Source organism: Streptomyces sp. CNX435, from assembly GCF_059570575.1.
On sequence record NZ_JCANTA010000004.1, the window covers coordinates 318,331 to 336,908 of the forward strand.

Below are 18,578 nucleotides of genomic sequence, written 5' to 3' on the forward strand. Positions count from 1 at the left end.
GAGGCCCCGTGGCGCCGAGCGGCGCGCCGCTGTCGTCCGCGAACCGGCCGGCGGCCCCGGTCGGCGACGGGCTCGGCACGCATCTGCTCCCCGCGCGCGCGTACACCCAGCTCGCCACCGGGGGCGGTGACCGGGAGACCGCGCGGTTCCTCGGCCGCGCCCAGCGCAGCAAGAAACTGCTCCTGCTGCGCATGGTGCACGACGCTCTCGCGGCGGACCCCGCGGTCCTGGGGCGATTACCGGCGCCCGCGGTGGCATGGGAGTTACTGGCCGGGGCCCAGCGTGCCGACGCCGCCGCGTTCGACGCCGTCCTGATGCATCCGTCCACCGGTGTGTGGGCGTCGCGGTTGCTGCGCCGTATGCGGGGAGTCACACCGGGCGACGTGCCGCTGTGGGTCGAGGCCGGGCACCTGCACGCGCTCGCCGCCGCGGCGGCGATCCGGGCCGGGACCGAGTTCGACATCAAGGTGCCCGTGCGGGACGGCCACGGCGTCCATCTGCCCTCGCTGGGCACGGTGTCCTTTCCCGGCGACCTCCCCTACGCGGGCCTGCGGGCGCCGGGCGCGGGCCCGGGTATCGCCGCCGTGCGGCGCGTAGGGGGCAGCGTCGCCGTGATCACCCCCCGGCTGTCGTGTGTCCTGCTGCCGGACGACGTACGCTCCGAGACCCGCGGCTGGCGGCCCACACCGGCCGTCCGGGCGACTGCCGGGACGCGGCACTGGTCGGTCCAGCTGGACGACGCGGACCCGTACGGCCCGTTCGTCCGCGGCCGGGAGGTGCCGCGGCTGAGTGCGCAGCGGCTGCGTAGCTGGCAGTCGCTGCTGGACGGGGCCTGGGAGATGCTGTCACGGGACCAGCCCGAGCTGGCCGGCAGCCTCGCCGAGACGATGCGCTGCCTCATCCCGCTGGCACCCGAGGTGCGCGGCGAACCGTACAGCGCGACCTCGCCAGAGTCGTACGGCAGCGCCATGATCGGGCTGCCACGTACGCCCACGAGCCTGGCCGTCGCCCTCGTCCACGAGTTCCAGCACGTCAAACTGGGGGCCCTGCTCGACCTGGCGACCCTCTGCCGGTCACCCGGCGACGAGGTGCTGTACGCCCCGTGGCGCGGGGATCCCCGGCCCGCGGCCGGCATGCTGCAGGGCGTGTACGCGCACGTGGGCGTCACCGGCTTCTGGCGCGGCCGGCGGTTGACGGCGCCGGAGGCGGCGGCGACCAGCCTCGCGCACTTCGAGTTCGCGCTGTGGCGCGGAGGCACCCTGCGGGCCCTCGACGACCTGGGCGCCGCGGAGGAACTCACCGACCTCGGGCGGGACTTCGTGGCACGGCTGTGTGCGGTGGTGGCGCCCTGGTGCGAGGAGCCCGTCCCGGAACGTGAGGCGGCGGACGCGCGGCTGCTGGCCGCGGACCACCGGGCCATGTGGCGACTGCGCAACACGGAGCCGTCGGCGGACGCCGTCGAAGGGCTGGCGCGTGCCTGGGCAGCGGGCCGGGAGGGGCCGCGGGCAGGTGCCCCCGAACCGGCCGCCTCCGCGATCCGTCCCGGGGTGCTGCCCGCCGAACAGTCCTACCGGGCGCGGCTGGTGAAGTCGCGCTGGCGTGATCCGGAGGAGTTCGCGTGGTGGAGCGGGCGGCCCGAGCTGTCCGGCGCGCCGGCCCCGGACCTCGCCCTGGTGGCGGGCGAGTACGCCGCGGCGGTGTGCGGCTACGTGGCACAGGTGCGGCGCCGGCCCGAGGCGTCGAGCCCGTGGGCCGGCCTCGGCCTGGCGCTGGCCGGCCTCGGCGACGATCGCGCCGCCGGTGCGCTGCTCGACCGGCCCGAACTCGTACGGGCCGTCTGGCTGCGCCATGTCTCCCTTGCCGGCCCGGACGCGGCGGTGTCCCCGGTGTCCCCGGTGTCCCTGGCGGAATGGCTCGGCTCCGCCGGCTGAGCGCGGCACGGCGGAGGGCGACACGGCGGAGGGCACTCGTCCCTCCGCCGCACCGGGCCCGTCCTCAGATGACCATGATCTCGGCGTCGCAGTCGGCACGGGCACCGCGGGTGGCCGCGGTCGTCGCGGGGTGGTCCTGCCCCAGGCTCTGCCGCAGGCTGGAGAGGGCGGCGGCGTAGAGCGTCTCGGCCCGCTTGGACTTGCCGAGCGTACGCAGATCGGCGGCGAGGTTCAGGGCGCAGGCCAGCGTCGTCGGATGACCCGCGCCGAGCGCCTGGTGCGTGCGCCGGTACGTGTCCTCGTCCAGCTCGGCCGCCGCCTGGTCCTTCCCCTGGGCGGACAGATCGCTGGCGAGGTTGATGGCGGCGGTCAGCGTGTAGGGGTGCTCGGGCCCCAGCGTGGACGTCAGCCCGTCGACCGCCTCCTGATCGAGAGCCAGCGCCTGCTCGGTCTCCCCGAGATGGCGCAGCGCGACCGCGAGGTTGGTGCCGACCGCGTGGGTGTACGGGTGCGTGGCACCGAGGTTCCGGCGCAGGCGCTCCAGCAGTTCCTGCCCGGTCCGGCGCGCTTCCTCGGCCTGGCCGACCTGGCGCTGGGCGATGGCGAGGCTGGCAGCCGCGCACTGGGTGTCGAAGTGGTCGTCACCGTAGCGGCGCCGGTAGCGCTGCCACGCCTCCCGGCAGGCATCGTGCGCGCCGTCGTGGTCGCCGGCCTTGCGCCGCGCGACGCCGAGGTGCCGCAGCGCGATCAAGGTGACCGGCGTCTCGCTTCCGGCCAGTTGTTCGAGCTGCGTCGAGTTGATCTCCTGCACCTCGCTGGCCCCGACGTAGTCACCACATTCGCGCAGGTCGACCGCAAGCAGGCTGCCGAGGAGCAGAGTGAGGAGCGCGTTCTCCCCCAGCACCTCGACGGTGAGCTGCAGGGTCACTGCGTCGAGGTCGCGGGCCGACGGGAAGTCACCGACGGTGCGCAGCGCCGTGCCGTAGTCAACAGCGCTGGCCAGGGTGTACGGGTCACGCTCGCCGAAGGAGCGCATGGCGCGGTCGTAGGCGTCCTTGTTGAGTTTCACCGACGACTCGAAGTCGCCGGCGGCGCGCAGGTCGACGGCCACCGCGCGAGTGGCGAGCAGGGTGTCCTCGTGCGATTCGCCCTTGATCCGGCGGAGCCGCTCCAGGCAGTCCTTGTTCAGTTCGGCGGCCTCGGCGTACCGGCCCAGCGAGCGGAGCGCGTGACCGACGGTACGGGCCACGGACAGCGCCTGGGCGTCGTCGGGACCGTGCGTCTCCCGCCATGTCGTCAGCGCCTCGGTGCCGAGTTCGCGGCACGCCTCGTGGTCACCCCAGACGTAGAGGTACGCAACGGTGTTGGCCACGAGGCCGCGGACCCAGCGGTCCTCGCTCCTGACCGCCTCGGACGCCCGGATGTGCGGCAGCAGCTCAGCGTACCTGGCCCAGTTCGCGGTGACGCCGGGCTCCCTCGGGTCGCCGCCGGCCATCAGCAGGTGCGCGGCCTCGCGCATCGAGACGCGCTCGTCCTCGGTCATCTGGTCGATGAGCACCGCCTGGACCAGCCGGTGGAGCTGGATGCTGTTCGTGCGGTGGTCGATACGGGCGAGGGCGTACCGGTTGACCTCGCGGAGTGCGTGGCCGAGCCGGATCGGGTCGCTCAGCACGTCGCCGAGCAGCCCCGGCAGAGAGGCGTTGCGCCCCGCCATGAACAGGGTCCTGGAGACCGGCTCCGGTGCGAAGTAGGCGCACACCTGGAGAAGCTGCAGGGCGGCGGGGTTGGTGTCGCGCAGACGGTCGAGTGACACGTTCCACGCGGCTGCCACCGGGAGCTGGTAGTCCATCGGCGGGGCCAGTTCCAGGAGTTCGCTGCGGCGGTTCACGAACTCCGCCCGCTTGCCCTGGAAGAGTTCGAGATATTCCTCGGCCGGCATGCCGGTCTCGGCAAGCCAGACCGCGGCCTGCTCGATCGCCAGCGGCAGGTCGCCGAGTTCCTCGGACAGATGGTCGGCCTGCCGGTCGGTCAGCTCGGGACCGCGGCGCCGCAGGAGCGCGACGCTCTCGTCACGGGCGAAAACGTCCACCTCGATAGTCCGCGCCATGTTGACCCATTGTCCGTTCCGGGAAGTGACGAGAATCCGGCCCGTACCGCCCTGGGGGAAGAAGGGGAGCACGGACTCGGGATTCTCGGCGTTGTCGAATACGAGTAGCCAATTGCGGTACGGCTCGCCCAGCCGGAGCGCTTCCAGCACCGCGGGAATGGCGGTGTTGGCCTCCGCACCGGTCGGCAGTCGCAGCCGCTGCGCCAGGTCCACGTATCCCGCGCGGATCTGAGCAGGCTGCCCGGCCGGAATCCACCAGACGATGTCGTACTCCGAACTGTGCCGGTAGGCATACTCGATCGCAATCTGGGTTTTTCCGACCCCACCCATCCCGTGCAGCGTCTCCGGCAACACGGCGGTGGTCCCCTGCGTCAGCCTGTGATGCAAATCGCGGAGCGCATCGACACGGCCGATGAAGTTGACATTGCGGGGCGGCACGTTACCCCAGACAGGGGGTGGGCTGCCGGACTTGCGCCGGTCCGCGATAGCCCGCTCCACCACACCCGGCCGCGGCAAGTGCCGTCCCACCGTCGCACCCGATTCGAGATCGGATGCCCCGCTAGCGTTCCTGGACAGTGGACTCTCCGCTGATTCAGCCGGGGTGCCGGGATCGGTTAAGGGATTCTCGGGCACAGCAACCGCCTCATATCGTAGCGTAACGGACTTATCAACTGGAGCAGTGCGCGAGCGCGAGTCGCCGCCGGAGCGCGCCACCGGCTCGTCCCCGGAAGGCCGCAAACTGCTCAACCGGCCGGCCCACGGGCGGTAAGGCCCGGACAGCGCATGCAGCGCCCGGACGACGGGAGCGTAGTAGTCCCAGTGCTCGTCCCCCGCCGGCATGCGCACCTCTCCGGCCACCCGCGCGGGTTCCGCCAGCACGTCGCCCAGCTTCCGCAGCTCGGGCAGCGAGGGCGTCAGATGGTCGATGACCCGCCGCATCACCTCGGCGGTCTCTGTCCGCCGCCCCGAGGCCAGCAGTTCCTCGGCGACCCCCGGCAGGAACGCGTAGCGCACGGTGTCGAGGGCCGCGTCCCCGGCGGCTGCCGCCTCCGTGGCGACCAGCAGACCCGACGTGATGACCTCGGCGAGATCGGCGGGACGAGAGCCCGGTTCGGCGAAGAACTGGACCATCTCCATCACCGGAAGGGACAGCGGTGCGACCGCCAGATGCCGGGCCAGCCGGAACGCCACCGGGGAGGCGGCGGCGCGGAAGCCGACGACCCGCTCGGCCGGGGTGGGCAGCGAGCTCTCCGCCTCGTCGTCATCCGCCTCGGGGACCGCCGACAGCACCCGGGCGCCCGCCCACTCGCCGCGCTCCCCCGTCAGCAGCTGCGCCCAGCGGCCGAGCCAGCGCGGTTCGAGGCCGACCACGGGGACGACCGGCTCCTCCGGGCCGGCCTCGGCGCCGGCCGCGAGCCAGGGCTCGGCGGGCTCCGCCAGGATCCGCAGACCGGACGCCCGCAGCCGTGCGGGGCGCGTACCGAGCCAGGTCCGGTGCCACGAGAGATGTGACAGCAAATGAGTGATGACGACGGGGACGCTCTCACCCCAACGGGTGACCAGTCGCTGGCCCGCACCCGAGCGCCAGGCCGGCCCGATCCCGTCGGTGAGCACCATGACGATCCGGCGACGGGCCGCCGCCGGATCGAGAAGGCCGTAGCGCGGCCCTCCGCTGTCCGGGCCGCGCAGGGCGAGCCGCGAGTCCTGCTCCGCGTCGGTGTCCAGCAGGCGGACGGTCACCGTACGGAACGCTCCGATGCTCCGCAGCAGGTCGGAGAACTCGGCCACGGTGTGCCGCCACACCGCCATCGAGGCACCGTCATCGACGACCAGGACGAGGTCGAGCCATCGTTCCCGGGCCGGGCGGAACCGGGGCAGCCGCGGCTCGGGCTCCACGAGGGCGTCCGCGGTGGCCTCCTCGTCCAGCTCCGTCGCGTGCACCGAGGGGACCGTCCGGCGTAAAGGGCGTAACGACCGCTCCAGGAGGCGGTGATCGGTGAGCCCCGGTACGGCCGGCCAGGCGACCGGCGCCTCCTCCGCCGGGATGCTGCCCGTGGGCGGGCCCCCGGAGTCCCGTACGGACCAGGGCGGCGGCGGGCCGCCGGGCCCGGTGAAGCCGTCGTACCACGCGCCCGTCTCACCGGGGTTGCCGTGCCCGCCGCCGGAACGCTCGTCGGGCGGCGAGGTGCGCTGAAGCGGGCGGCGCGGCCCGGCGTCGGGCGCCCGCGCGCCGTCGTCGTGGCCGGGCTGACGGGCCTCGCCCGGGCGGCGGTCCTCCGCGTGGCTGTGTTCGTCGTGGGGGTGTTCGTCGTGACAGCGGTCGCCGGGGCGGGGCTCGCCGGGGGCGGGTTCGTCGTGGCGGGGCTCGTCGTGGCGGGGCTCGTCGTGGCGGGGCTCCGCCCGGCCGGACCGGCTGGACCGGCCGGGCGGCGGTGCGGCCCGGCGCGGGTACGCCGAACCGCCGGGCCACGGACGCGGCGGCAGCCTGTCCGGCGGACGGGTGCGCCCGGCCAGGCACATGGCAAGCCACAGCGCGTCCGCCACCTCGTTCGGGGAGAGGTCCCCGCCGCGGAGTGGCTCCGGCGGAGGGTCGGATGCCGTCCGCCCGGTGGTCATCCCGGCCTCGCAGCATCGAAATTGCGCCAGAGCGAGGCCAGCAGCCGCTCCCAGTCGCCGTCCGGGGTGAAGCGGTCGGAGGTCGCCAGATAGACGCTGTTGAGCAGTTGGTCCGCGGGCAGGCCGCCCTCGCGGGCGCTGCGGGCCACGAAGAGACGTACCAGCTCGTCGCCGCGCCCGCCGGCCTCAAGACCGAACCTGGCGGACACCATGGCGGCCAGCTCTTCCTGGTCGGGCACGGGCATCTCCAGGCGCAGACACCGCCGGAGCAGGGCGGGCGGGAACTCCCTCTCGCCGTTCGAGGTGATGATGATCAGCGGGAAGGCGCGGCAGCGCACCCGGCCGTCGCGGATACGCGCCGTCACCCCCGGGTCGTCGGTGAGGACGGTCGCCTCGGGCTCGCGGGGAGCGCTCCGCACGAGTTCCGGAATGGTGTATTCGCCTTCCTCGAAGACGTTCAGCAGGTCGTTCGGAAGATCAATATCCGATTTGTCTAGTTCATCGATGAGCAGCACGCGCGGCAGCCGGTACGGCAGGAGAGCCGTACCGAGCGGGCCCAGTTGTATGTAGTCGCCGACCCGGGCCTTGTCCACGATCCGGTCGTCGGCGCTCTCGGCGCCCGCCTCGGCGGCGGCGCGGTAGGTCGCGGCGTCCTGTGCGCGGGCGATGGCGTCGTAGTCGTACAAACCCGACCGGAGGGTCGTCCTCGTCGTCACGGGCCAGCGCAGCACCCGGCCCAGCCGCAGTTCCCGGGTGATCCGGTAGGCGAGAGCGGACTTGCCCGAGCCGGGCCGACCCGTGATCAGGAGGGGGCGCCGCAGGTACAGGGCGGCGTTCACCATGTCCGCCTCGTCGACGTTGACCGGACGCCCGGTGCCGGACCCCTGGTCGGCGGGGCCGATACGGCGGGTCACCTCGGCCTCGTCCTCGGGCGGACGCGGCTGCAGCGGCCCGCCGTCGAATCTGCGCCACGGCGGCGGGCCCATCAGCACCTCATCGAGATCACGCGCGGCGAGCTTCCCGCCGTCGCCGCGATACACCCACCACGCGGGGGGATTGCCGGCAGGGCCGCTCCCGCCGCCGGTTACCGGATCCGGCCCTTCGTGGGTAGGCCGATCGTCATTCACCGCTCTGTCCTCCCCATGGCCTTCGGCGACTGCCGACGCGTCGGCTGCGTATAGATGTTGCCCGGGTCGTCGTGGAGCAAAATCACCCCGCCCCGGATCTCCGTTCCCCGCCATTCGTGGACGCGCGCCGGCAGGCCGGCGACCATCCCTCCGTCGAACAGGCGTTCCGCAATCGCGTGAACGACCTCCCCTTCGGCGCTGTCGTTGTGCCACAGCATCGCGGGGATCCCCTCACGTAACGCCACGTCGTAGGCGTGCGGCGCCGCGGTGTGGGGCCGCCGCGGCGGATCGGCGAGGGCAACCGCGACGACGCGCGTGTCCGTGTCCTTGTTCAGGATGTCCTGGAGACCGGCGGCGCCGATTCCCTCCGGGCCCCCACAGAGTTGCCATCCACAGTCGCGCGGGTTCTCGCTCATCGTCCGCCAGCGCCTGTTCCACACCCGCTGCAGCGTCCGGTCCCGCTGCCGCTCCAGACACCGCAGCACGACGGGGTAGTGCTGGACTATGGGCCGCGGCAGTCCCGACTCGCGGTGGGTGGCCCATTCGTCGACGGGCAGCCAGATCAGCTCCCGGCCGAGCAGGAACTCCACCTGAACCTGGATGTCGAGGCTCGCCAGCGTGTCCTCGCCGTCGGCTATGACCTCCGCCACGGCGCTCTCCAGCTCTTCGCCCGTGCACCGGTAGTGCGCGAACCCGGGGACGGCCGACGACGACGCGTCCTCCTTCGTCCAGGACGACAGCACGTACTCGTCCGTCTCGACGTCGAACCACTCGACCTGAATGGCGAGGTAGGCGGTCGGCTCGCCGGCGGACGCCGGCACGGGGGCAAGGGTGCGGCGCAGTTCCTCCCACGCGGGGAGCAGGTCGAGCGACGTCGCCACCGCGACGTTCCAGTCGCGCAGCCGGCCGGCGGGCCCGGCGGGCGCGAACGCGGCGACGTGTTCGACGTAGACCATGCAGGGCAACAGGCCGTCGGACCGCGCGTTCGCCTCCAGGAGGTGCTCGAAGGCGCGCAGAACGTCGGCGGGTCCGGGTGGCAGCCGCTCGTAGACGCCGCGCGCCGCACGGTGCAGCTCCGCCACCGGCAACCCCGGCAGCACGGCCAGCCCGGTCAGCAGCCCGCGGATCTCCGCCAGGTCCCCCGTCGTCAGCACCGGCTGTGCGGGCACCTCGAAGACCAGTTGCCGGAACGCCTCGGTGGACCGGGCTTTGGGCGCCAAGAACTCGATCGAGTCGGCGAGCGCCTGGAGACCGCCCCTGTGGTCCTGCAGATGCCGGACGACCTCGTATAACTGGCCGCGCAGTGCCGAGTCGGCCGGCAGCTCGGCGACAAGGTTGACGCTCAGCCTGTGCCCCGTCATCTCCAGGCACTGCCGGGCCATTTCAGGGTCGCTCATCGGTCTGGTCCGTTCCAGGGCCTCGACGAGTCTGCTCACACGCTGCCAGTCCGACTGCCCACTGAGAGCGTGTGTCATGCGAACCCCCTTTGGCCCTGCGGCCCGAGAGAAAACCGATCGCGTCTGAGACTCGCCGCCCGCTCATTCCGGTGCCTCACCTTTGAAGCGCCGGACGGCATCCACCACGGACTGTACGGCCGGCGAACTCCCGACCAGGTCTTCGATGGCCTGCACGAGTTCGTCGACGCCTCCGTCGTAGTCGGTGCTGGTCTGCACTATCCGATACATGTGCGTCCTCGGCTCCGAACGCTCGGCGATCAGCAGGCGGATCTCCGGACGCAGGAGCGACACCAGGTCCAGCCGACCGGAAAGCGACTCGAAGAGCGGAATCTCCAGGATGACGCGCGCCAACTGGGCGCACTGGCGCGGCGACAGCTCATTCGCACCGTTCGCGCGCCCCTCGGCCGGGCCCCCGAGCATCCCCGCGAGCGGGCGCCACTCGCGGGCGACGGCGCCCAGGGGGTACATCCAGGAGAGCTGCTCACGACCGGGCCCGTACACCGCCACGAGCAGACCCACGACGCTGCGCAGCCGCGGATCCCACACCCCCGCGCCGCTGAAGCCCCGCTGTACGGGGACAACGCCCCCGCCCGCGCCGTCAAGCTGCCGCCAGGCGTGGTTCGGCCCACCGGCTCCGGAAACCCGGACGTCGCGCCACACCCCGTCCGCCAGACCCGGTTGGGGATACCCGTAGACGCTGACGACCCCCGGCTCCGCTCCCTCCCCCGCCGCCAGCACGGCCGGCCCGGCCGCGGGCGGCGGCTCGCCGGACTCCAGTGCCAGCACGGCGATGTCCCCGGAGCGCGGCGCCGCGGGGAACCAGCCACCGGCCACCACCCGGGCGGGCCGCGACGTGCGGTCACCGACGGCGGAGAAGTCGACGTCGACGGGGCGGTCGGGCACGGAGGGGTCAGCCTCGGCCCTCCCGAGGGCGATGTCGACGACGTGGGCACAGGTCAGGATCAGCCCATCGGGAAGCAGCACCCCGGCACCGCACACGACGTCGCGACCAGGGACGCATAACCTGACCCGCCACTCGCCCGACACCCTTCGCCCCTCCTGCGCCACGTGCACGGCTCCGCCAGTGCCCGCGGATACCCGTACGCCAGACCTGAGAGCGTAGTGAAGAGGCTACGCACACCAGGGCGGTTAGGCGAGATCCTGAAACCAACTGAGCAAGCTGTTGCCAACTGCCCACGGACTCCCATGCCGCGGCTCATTCCGGCGGTGACCGCACCGCCCGCTGAGCGCCGGCAACACCGCGGCACGCACCGCGATCCCCGACGAGATTCGGCGTCCGCGCCGTGGCCGCCGCGGCCGCGTGCGCGCCGGGACCGTGCGGCCGGAGGTAGCCGCCCGTCCTGCCGGACGCTCCCCCGGCACGGCTATCCGCGCAGCCCCTCGTCGCCCCTGTCGTCGCACGCGATCGGCACACCGGAGAGCACCTCCGGCGGCACGCCGAACCCGCCCACCAGATCGGGCAGGAACGACACGAGGTCCGCGACCGCGTCGTCCACCGCCTGGGGCAGGGCGATCACCTCGTCGACCGTCAGCCGGCCGGTGGTGAGCAGGACGTCCGCGTGTTCGCTCACGCCCTGCAGCAGGAACAGGCAGCACAACCGGCGCAGCGCGCCCCGCGCGACCGGGTCCACCACCCGGTCCACTGCCGCGAGGAACTTCTCCCCTGCCTCGCCGACGACGAAGGCGGACACCATCTCCAGCGCGGCACCCGACGCGGCGTTCCACCGGCCCAGCGAGTCCCCCGACGGACCGGACCGCAGCGCCGCCCGGGCCCGCCGCTGCCACACCCCCTCCACCGCGGCGAGCAGCCCGCGCAGGAACCACGGATCGGCCAGCCCGCCGCCGGTGGCGGCGGCCGGGCGGCACGGGTCCGCGGGCCGGTGGCCGAAGACCATCTCGGCGGCGGCCTTCGCCCAGATGACCAGGTTGTCGCCCTCCGCCGTGATGGCGCCCTCGATGTTGAGCGCCAGTTCGGTCAGCAGGTTCGACGGGAAGAGTCCCTGGGCGCCGCAGCGTTCGCGGCACTCGATCGCGATGTCCCGGGCCTGCCAGGTGATCCAGCCCTTGGCGACCGCCGCCAGCCGCTCCAGCTCCTCCACGGTGTCGTCGTCGCGCCGCGCCCAGCGGTCGACCACGGACCGGTGCAGGAACGTCATGGCGTAGGCGGTCGCCAGCGCGTGCACGAGCGGGGCGTGGTGCGTACGGTGCCGCACCACCGGGATGCGGTCGCCGGCCCGCGGGCCCGCGATCTGCCGGCTGTGGGCGTAGCGCACGGCGATCGTCAGGGCCAGCCGGGTCATGCCGAGGGCTGTCGCGCTCATGCAGAGCTTCCCCGTCGTGACCCGGCCGATGGCCCGCAGCAGACGCTTGCGAGGGCTGCCCACCGCGCTCACGAGGGTGCCGTCGGTCGACAACCGTCCGTGGTCGCCCTCGAGCAGCGCCTCGCGCGGCAGCCGCACCTGGTCGAAGGCCGTCAGCGCGTGGTCGATGGGGGCGCCGGCGCGGTGCGGCAGGGGGCGTACGCGGATCCCGGGCAGGTGACCGCACTCGTCGCTCAGCTTGACCAGGAAGAGGAAGACCCCTTGGGCCGCCCCGTCGACGACCAGCCGGGCGGCCACCACGGCGGACTTGGGGCCGCCGGCGTGGCAGGTGTTGGGCATGAACTTCTGGGCGCCCACGGTCGGGGTGTCGAGGATGAACCCGCCGGTGCGGCGGTCCAGCGTCGCGGTCGTCTCGATGGACGCGACGTCGTTGCCGTGGTCCAGTTCGGTGCACAGGAACGTGCCGGTCTCCCTCAGCTCCGTGAACGGCGCGAGGTCCCGCTGCGCGCAGTCGTGGTCGAGGATGCTGCCGAGGAAGAGGTTGTAGTGGATGCCGGCGATGGCGGTCAGCCCGCCGTCGACCAGACTCGTCCACTCGTGGAGGCTGCTGAGCAGGTGCGGGGCGTTGGCGAGTTCTTCCGCGTGCCCGACGGCGTTGTTGAGCAGCCGGAGCCGGCGATAAGACGCTCCGACGCGCTCGTCGTGGGTGAGCGTGGTGTTGTGATCGAATTCCGGCCGGGAGATGAGGGCGCGCCATTCTTTGTGGAACGATCTGTTCGCCCCCTCGTCGAAGAGGATGCGTGCGAGTTCGCCGGCCGTGTCTGCCGACGTAGTCGATAAGTTCCCGGTGATCCGGATGCTGTTCTGCGGTTGATCACCATTTGCGAGATCGTCCGCCGGGCCGGCCTTCAGCAGCGACGTGGTACGCATGTGCGTCTCCCCCAGATGACTGATGAATTGATCGTTCCTCTACAGCAGGATCAATTACCCGGCGCAGAGTTGATCGAAATCGCGCGGCGACTGCAACAATACGGGTACCGCGGTTTGTTTTCAAGGGCCGTCCGAAAGGGGTCTGGAGCGGCTGATCACGAATTAGCGATCGTCAACGGGGGCATATGTCCGGATAACTAAGGATAACCATCCCCGCTTCGCACGGCCCTCGCCTCATTGAGAAACCGCCACGCCGGTACTATCCTGGCCAACGAGAGCCGTGGATGCCGCCGGCACGACGGGCCGGTCGGCTTGGGTTGGAGGGTACTTGCAAGAACGGGCCATGAGAACGCGTCGCTCGCTCCTGATCGCCGCCGCGGAGGTTTTCGACGAAGTCGGCTTCACAGCCGCGAATGTCACGGACATCCTGGAGAGATCCGGCGTCACCAAGGGGGCGTTCTACTTCCACTTCACGTCGAAGACCGAGCTCGGACAGGCGGTCATGGACGAGCAGACGCGAGCACTGCCGGCGGTTCCGGAGCGGAAGCTGAAGCTGCAGCAGTCCGTGGACGAGGCGCTGCTGCTCACCTTCCTGCTCATGCCGGACACGGGCGACCCGATCATCAGGGGCGGGGTCCGCCTCACCGTCGAATACGGGGAGGGCAGGGGGGCGCTGGACGGCCGCTCGCCCATGAAGGCGTGGATCGAGCGCACGGAATCCGTGTTGCACGAGGCGCAGGCGCAGGAGGAGATCTGGCCGGACACCGACGTACCCACGCTCGCCCGGCTGGTCGTGGGCGCCTTCACCGGGGTCCAGGAGCTGTCGCGGATCATGACGGACCGCGCGGACATGGCCGAGCGCGTGCTGGACCTGTACCGGCACCTCTTCCCGTCCGTCGCGGTGCCGACCATCCTCGCGCGGCTGGACTTCTCCCCGGAGCGCGGGCGAAAGGTGTACGAGGAAGTGGTGGGGGCGCTGGAGGCCGGAGAGGTGGCACCGTGATCCCCCTCCCTCGCCGGCGAGGGAGGGTGAGGCGGGGGCGGACACGCCCTCCCCCGTGGAGACCCATGACCAGCCGATCGGAGGCGCGCGTATGCACGAGACCCCATGTCCGTTCATGCTGGACGTGTCGGGGAAGGAGCTGGCCGGGCAGACCGCCCTGCTGCACTCCCTGGGCCCGGCAGTACAGGTGACGCTCCCCGGCGGGGTCGTCGCCTGGGCGGTGACGCGGCAGGAGTACGTCAGGGAACTCCTCCTCGACCCGCGGGTGTCGAAGGACGCCCGGCAGCACTGGCCGGCGTTCATCGAGGGGCAGATCAAGGAGGACTGGCCGCTGTACCCGTGGGTGGCCAACGAGAACATGCTCTTCGCGTACGGCGAGGAGCACACCCGCTTACGCCGGCTCGTGGGCGGTGCGTTCACCGCCCGGCGGGTGGAGGCGTTACGTCCCGGGGTGCAGGCGGTCGCCGAGCGGCTGGCCGACGAGCTCGCCGCACTGCCCGCCGACGCCCCGGTCGACCTGCGCGAGGCGTACGCCGCGCCGCTGCCGGCGCAAGTCATCTGCAGCCTCTTCGGCGTCGCCGAGGAGGAGCGCGAGCCGCTCCGCAGCGCCGTCCTGGTGTGCTTCGGCACGGCGGTACCGGCCGGGGAGATGGCCGCCGCGCAGGTGCGGGTCTTCGAGCTGCTCGGGGCGCTGGTGGCGCGGAAGCGGTCGGCGCCGGGCGACGACCTGACCTCCCTGCTGATCAAGGTCAGGGACGAGGACGGCGGCCTGACCGAGCAGCAACTGCTGAGCACGCTCTACCTGATGATCGCCGCCGGCCAGGAGACGACCAGCACCCTGATCACCAACGCCCTGGCCCACCTGAGCGCCCGCCCCGAGCAGCTCGCGCACATCCGCTCCGGCCGGGCGCGGTGGGAGGACTTGATCGACGAGACGCTGAGCCGGCACAGCCCCGTGAGCTTCTCCCCGATGCGCTTCGCCGTCGAGGACATCACGTTCGACGGCGTGCTCATCCGCAAGGGCGACCCGATCCTGGTCTCGTTCGCGACCCCAGCGGAGCCGCCCCGGCCGGGCGGGGACGACGACTTCGACCTGCTGCGCGACGACCGGGGCGAATCGGTTGCGTTCGGCTACGGCGCCCATCGCTGCCTCGGTGCGCCGCTGGCCCGGCTGGAGACCACGATCGCGCTGTCCACCCTCTACCGGCGCTTCCCCGGCCTCCGGCCGCTCCACCCCCTGGACTCGGTCGACCCGCTGGAGTCGTTCATCGTGAGCGGCTACGGCTCCCTGCCGGTGCTGCTGCACGCGGCAGGCACGGGCCCCGTCTGACAGCGGAGCACTCATGCCCAAGCAGGCGCGTGCGGTACGCACGCGGCACAAGCTCGTCACCTCCGCCGCGGAGTCCTTCGTCCGGCACGGATACGAGAAGGTCGTCCTCGCGGACGTCGCGTCGCGCGCCGGGGTGAGCGGCGGAGGTCTCAGCTTCCACTTCGGCGGCAAGCGCGCGCTCGCCGAGGCCGTGCTGGAGGCGGCGTCCGAGCGGCTCGGCCGGATCACCGCGGAGGGTGCGGCCCGGAACACCGGGAGCGTGCTGGACGCGGTGGCCGGCACGATGCGCCGGCTCCTGGCGGAACTCGAGGCGGACCCGGTTCTGCGGGCCGGGTTCAACCTGAGCCGGGACGTGCGCGGGCTGGGCGGCGCGCAGAACCCGGACGTCCGCTGGCAGCGCTGGGTGGAGGGCATGCTGGTCCGCGCGGAGCGGGACGGCTCGCTGGCGGCGGACGTGCCGGCGAGGGGGCTGTCGTACGTCCTGACCGCCGCGACCGCCGACCTCGGCATGCGCTGCTGCGCCGGGAGCGAGGCGGCGCCCGACGCCCTGGACCGGCTCTGGTCGCTGCTGCTCCCGCGGGTCTCGACGCCCGCACCCGGCGCGGTCCGCTGACGGCGCGGCGCACCCCGCACCCCCGGGGCCGTACGCGCACGACGCCGTACGCGTACGGGGGAGGCGGCTCAGCCGCCGCCCCCACCGGACCCGCCGGGCCGGGCGTCCCGGAGCGCCGCCGGGGTGGCGATGCACGGCAACAGCGCCTCCCAGACGCCGGCGAGCGTGCCGTCCGCCAGCCAGTCGAGGTTCCGCCAGCTCAGCACCGCGAGACCGGACGTCACCCCGACCACGGCCTCGGCGGTCTCACCGCGGAGGCCGTGGTCGGCGAGGAGCCGTTCGTCCGCCGCCTCGTCGAGGAACCGGGCGACGCAGCGCAGCCACTCCTCGCGCAGGTTCAGCGTCGCCTCGCCGGCGGACATGCAGTTGATCCGCAGGCCCGCGCGCGTCACCACGTCCTCGCGGAGCCGGCCGGCGATCGCCTCCGACGTCCTCACCAATCGCTGCAGCGCGTTGCCCTCGTGTCGCGGGACCCGCCGTGCCGCGCGCCGCAGGCGCGCGGCGGCCTCGGACTCGACGGTCTCGGCGAGGGCCGCCTTGTCGTCGAAGTGGAAGTGCAGCGCCCCCGTGCTGACGCCCGCGCGCGTGCTGATGTCCACGACCTTGGCCAGCGCGTAGCCGTGGCGCTCGAACTCCACGGCGGCGGCGTGGATGAGGGATTCCCGGGTCCGGTCGGCTCGTTCCTGTCTGGCCATCATGCCTCCTGACACAGGCATTAAAGAAACCCGGATGCTGGTATCTTAATCCTCTTCCCCTGCGCCCCGCACCGCAGGTCATACATGGCAACTCAACCAAAATCTGCCGATATTGGGCACGGGAGACACCAACTCTCGCGGGGCCTTGGAAACAAACCAGCCTCCTGGTATCTTAACCGGAACACGCTTGAGGCGCCCACGGGGGAGTTGCGAGGCGTCGTCCGGCCACCGGCCGGCCCTCTTCTCCACCCGTACCGCGGGCCCGCAGCCAAGGGTCCAACGCCCTTCCGCGGCCCAACTGCCCTTCAGATCCCATCCGGACGTTCGAGGTACTTGCCGCAAGGAGCCGAACCACCCGTTGCGGCAGCGATGAGCGGGTTGGAGGAAACCTTGCGAACCAAACTGGAAACGCGCGTGGAGTTCATCCGCTGGCCGGTCGAGTCCCGGCGCCGTGAGCGCTGCCGCACGGAGGGAATCATGCGCATCCTGGTGCTGGAGGCGGGGGTCGCCGCACCGGTGTGCGCCGACATCCGTGAGGACTGGGTGCGGGCCCCGATCAGCAAGGGCGATCTCAAGGCGCGCGCCGACGCCCTGCGCATGCGCAGCAGCGCCGACTTCGTGCCGCGCATGGACTCCAGCGGCGTGCTGCGGTTCCGGTCCATGTCGGTGGTGCTCTCCCCGACCGAAGCGGACCTGGTGTCCCGGCTCGCCGAGTCGTTCGCCGAGGGCGTCGACCGCGACGTGCTCCTCTCCCTGCTCCCGGGCGGCACGAAGGCGAACAGGAACGCGCTCGATCTCCACGTCATGCGCATACGGCGGCGTATCGCGCCGCTCGGTTTATGCGTGCGGACGATCTGGGGGCGCGGTTACGCACTCGACGTCGACGAAGACGCCGAACGGTAACGACGAACAATCACGAAAGGTGATTGACATGGTCTCAGACCGCAAGGTGACAGGTCAGGGAGCGAAGGTCCTGCTGACCGTCCTCTGCCTGGCACAGTTCATGCTCATCCTCGACGTCGCGGTGGTGGCGGTCGCGGTCCCCTCCATCCAATCCGACCTGGACGTCTCCTCCGCAGACATCCAGTGGGTGAGTACCGCGTACGGACTCACCTTCGGCGGCTTCCTGGTCGCGGCGGGCCGCATCTCCGACCTCTTCGGCCCGCGGCGCCTGCTCCTCGGCGGGCTCGTCGTCTTCGTGGTGGCCTCCGCCGCCTGCGGATTCGCCCCCGATGACGTGACGCTCTTCGTCGCGCGGGCCGTGCAGGGGCTGGGCGCCGCGCTGGTCTCCCCCGCCGCGCTCTCCCTCGTCACGACCACGTTCGCCGAGGGCGAGGGGCGCAACAAGGCGCTCGGGATCTGGGGCGCGGTGGCGTCCGGTGGCGCCATCGCGGGCCAGTTACTCGGCGGCGTCCTCACCGACCTGGCCGGCTGGCGCTCCATCTTCCTGCTCAACCTGCCCGTCGCCGTCCTCGTGATGCTCGCCGTCGTCAAGCTGGTCCCCCGGGACAGCGAGCGCACCCGCGGGACCATCGACATCTCGGGCGCCACCATGCTGACGGCGGGGTTCGTGCTGCTGGTCACGGCCGTCACGTACGCGGCGGAGCACGGGTTCGGGATGCTGGTCCTGCCGATCGCCGCGGCCTCGGTCGTGGTGCTGGCCGTGTTCGTCGTGCACGAGTCGCGGGTGGCGCAGCCCATCGTGCGGCTGTCGATGTTCCGCAACCCCAACGTGCGCTACGGCAACATCATCTCGGTGCTCAGCGCCGGCGGCGCCACGGTGTCCGTCTTCCTGTGCACGCTCTACCTGCAGCAGGTCCTCGGCCTCTCCCCCATGGAGGCCGGCCTCGGCTTCGCCCCCATCACCGCGCTGATCCTCGTCATCTCCCTGCGGATCAGCCAGCTCATCAAGCGGTTCGGGGTACGGAACCTCCTGCTGGCCTCCTCCGCGCTCTTCGCGCTCGGCTCCGTGCTGCTGTACTTCGTCGCCGTCGACGGCAGCTACTGGACGCACGTGCTGCCGGGGCTGGCGATCAGCGGTGCCGGCGCCGCGCTCAGCCTCGCCCCGGCGATGATCCTTTGCACCACCGGCGTGCCCGACGAGGAGCAGGGCCTCGCCTCCGGTCTGCTGAGCACCTCGCAGCAGCTCGGTGCGGCGCTTTCCCTCGCGCTGCTCAACGCGGTGGTCGCGGCGGCAGGCGACGGGTCCGGCGACCAGGCGCTGATCGACGGCTTCCGCACCGGCTTCCTGGCGTCCCTCATCCTGCCCGTGGGCATGGTGCTGTGCGTCCTGGCGCTGCCGAGGGAGGACCGGAGCGCTCCGGTCGGCCCCGACGGTCAGGACGAACAGGGCGAGCAGGACGGTCAGGGAGAACAGGACGCGGACGAGAAGGTGGAACAGCGCTGAGAAGCGCGCCGACGGCTTGG

The 18,578-nt window shown here is 72.0% G+C and carries 12 protein-coding genes; 6 read left to right on the forward strand and 6 right to left on the reverse strand.

Features of this window, described 5'->3' with window-relative positions:
• Positions 1-8 precede the first annotated feature (8 nt).
• Positions 9-1,931, forward strand: a complete 1,923-nt coding sequence (locus tag T328_RS10400; RefSeq protein WP_496495647.1) for an HEXXH motif domain-containing protein — start codon at positions 9-11, stop codon at positions 1,929-1,931.
• 64 nt (positions 1,932-1,995) lie between these two features.
• Here the strand turns inward: T328_RS10400 and fxsT are convergent, their stop codons facing one another.
• From fxsT to T328_RS10425, 5 genes are all read right to left on the reverse strand, one after another.
• Positions 1,996-6,654: an FxSxx-COOH system tetratricopeptide repeat protein gene (gene fxsT / locus T328_RS10405; protein ID WP_496495648.1), complete on the reverse strand. Its 4,659-nt coding sequence runs from the start codon at positions 6,652-6,654 to the stop codon at positions 1,996-1,998.
• Positions 6,651-7,640 carry an AAA family ATPase gene (locus T328_RS10410; protein ID WP_496495649.1) on the reverse strand — a complete coding sequence of 330 codons (990 nt, stop codon included), beginning with the start codon at positions 7,638-7,640 and terminating at the stop codon, positions 6,651-6,653. Before T328_RS10410 ends, fxsT begins: the two co-directional genes overlap by 4 nt.
• Before the next feature lie 137 nt (positions 7,641-7,777).
• Positions 7,778-9,256 carry a VMAP-C domain-containing protein gene (locus T328_RS10415; RefSeq protein ID WP_496495650.1) on the reverse strand — a complete coding sequence of 493 codons (1,479 nt, stop codon included), beginning with the start codon at positions 9,254-9,256 and terminating at the stop codon, positions 7,778-7,780.
• Between the two features lie 63 nt (positions 9,257-9,319).
• Positions 9,320-10,222 carry an effector-associated domain 2-containing protein gene (locus tag T328_RS10420; protein WP_496495651.1) on the reverse strand — a complete coding sequence of 301 codons (903 nt, stop codon included), beginning with the start codon at positions 10,220-10,222 and terminating at the stop codon, positions 9,320-9,322.
• A 401-nt stretch (positions 10,223-10,623) separates the two neighbouring features.
• A complete protein-coding gene (locus tag T328_RS10425) occupies positions 10,624-12,510 on the reverse strand; it encodes an acyl-CoA dehydrogenase family protein (RefSeq protein ID WP_496495652.1) in 1,887 nt (628 codons plus the stop codon).
• Between the two features lie 343 nt (positions 12,511-12,853).
• Here T328_RS10425 and T328_RS10430 point away from each other — a divergent pair, with 343 nt between their 5' ends.
• From T328_RS10430 to T328_RS10440, 3 genes are all read left to right on the forward strand, one after another.
• On the forward strand, positions 12,854-13,513 hold the full coding sequence (locus T328_RS10430; RefSeq protein ID WP_496495653.1) for a ScbR family autoregulator-binding transcription factor: 660 nt from the start codon (positions 12,854-12,856) through the stop codon (positions 13,511-13,513).
• Between the two features lie 91 nt (positions 13,514-13,604).
• The gene (locus T328_RS10435; RefSeq protein WP_496495654.1) at positions 13,605-14,843 is read left to right on the forward strand and encodes a cytochrome P450 family protein; all 1,239 of its coding nucleotides are present in this window, start codon (positions 13,605-13,607) and stop codon (positions 14,841-14,843) included.
• A gap of 13 nt (positions 14,844-14,856) precedes the next feature.
• Positions 14,857-15,456 (forward strand): TetR family transcriptional regulator, encoded by a 600-nt coding sequence (locus T328_RS10440; protein ID WP_496495655.1) that lies wholly within the window; start codon positions 14,857-14,859, stop codon positions 15,454-15,456.
• A gap of 68 nt (positions 15,457-15,524) precedes the next feature.
• On the opposite strand, the gene T328_RS10445 is transcribed toward T328_RS10440, so the two are convergent.
• Entirely contained in the window at positions 15,525-16,151 is a 627-nt protein-coding gene (locus T328_RS10445) for a ScbR family autoregulator-binding transcription factor (protein WP_496495656.1), read from the reverse strand.
• Positions 16,152-16,541: 390 nt separating this feature from the next.
• On the opposite strand from T328_RS10445, the gene T328_RS10450 reads away from it, so the two are divergent.
• Both T328_RS10450 and T328_RS10455 read left to right on the forward strand, forming a co-directional pair.
• Positions 16,542-17,054 carry a winged helix-turn-helix domain-containing protein gene (locus T328_RS10450; protein ID WP_496495657.1) on the forward strand — a complete coding sequence of 171 codons (513 nt, stop codon included), beginning with the start codon at positions 16,542-16,544 and terminating at the stop codon, positions 17,052-17,054.
• Between the two features lie 28 nt (positions 17,055-17,082).
• Complete coding sequence (locus tag T328_RS10455; protein WP_496495658.1) at positions 17,083-18,558, forward strand: MFS transporter; 1,476 nt, start codon at positions 17,083-17,085, stop codon at positions 18,556-18,558.
• Positions 18,559-18,578 lie beyond the last annotated feature (20 nt).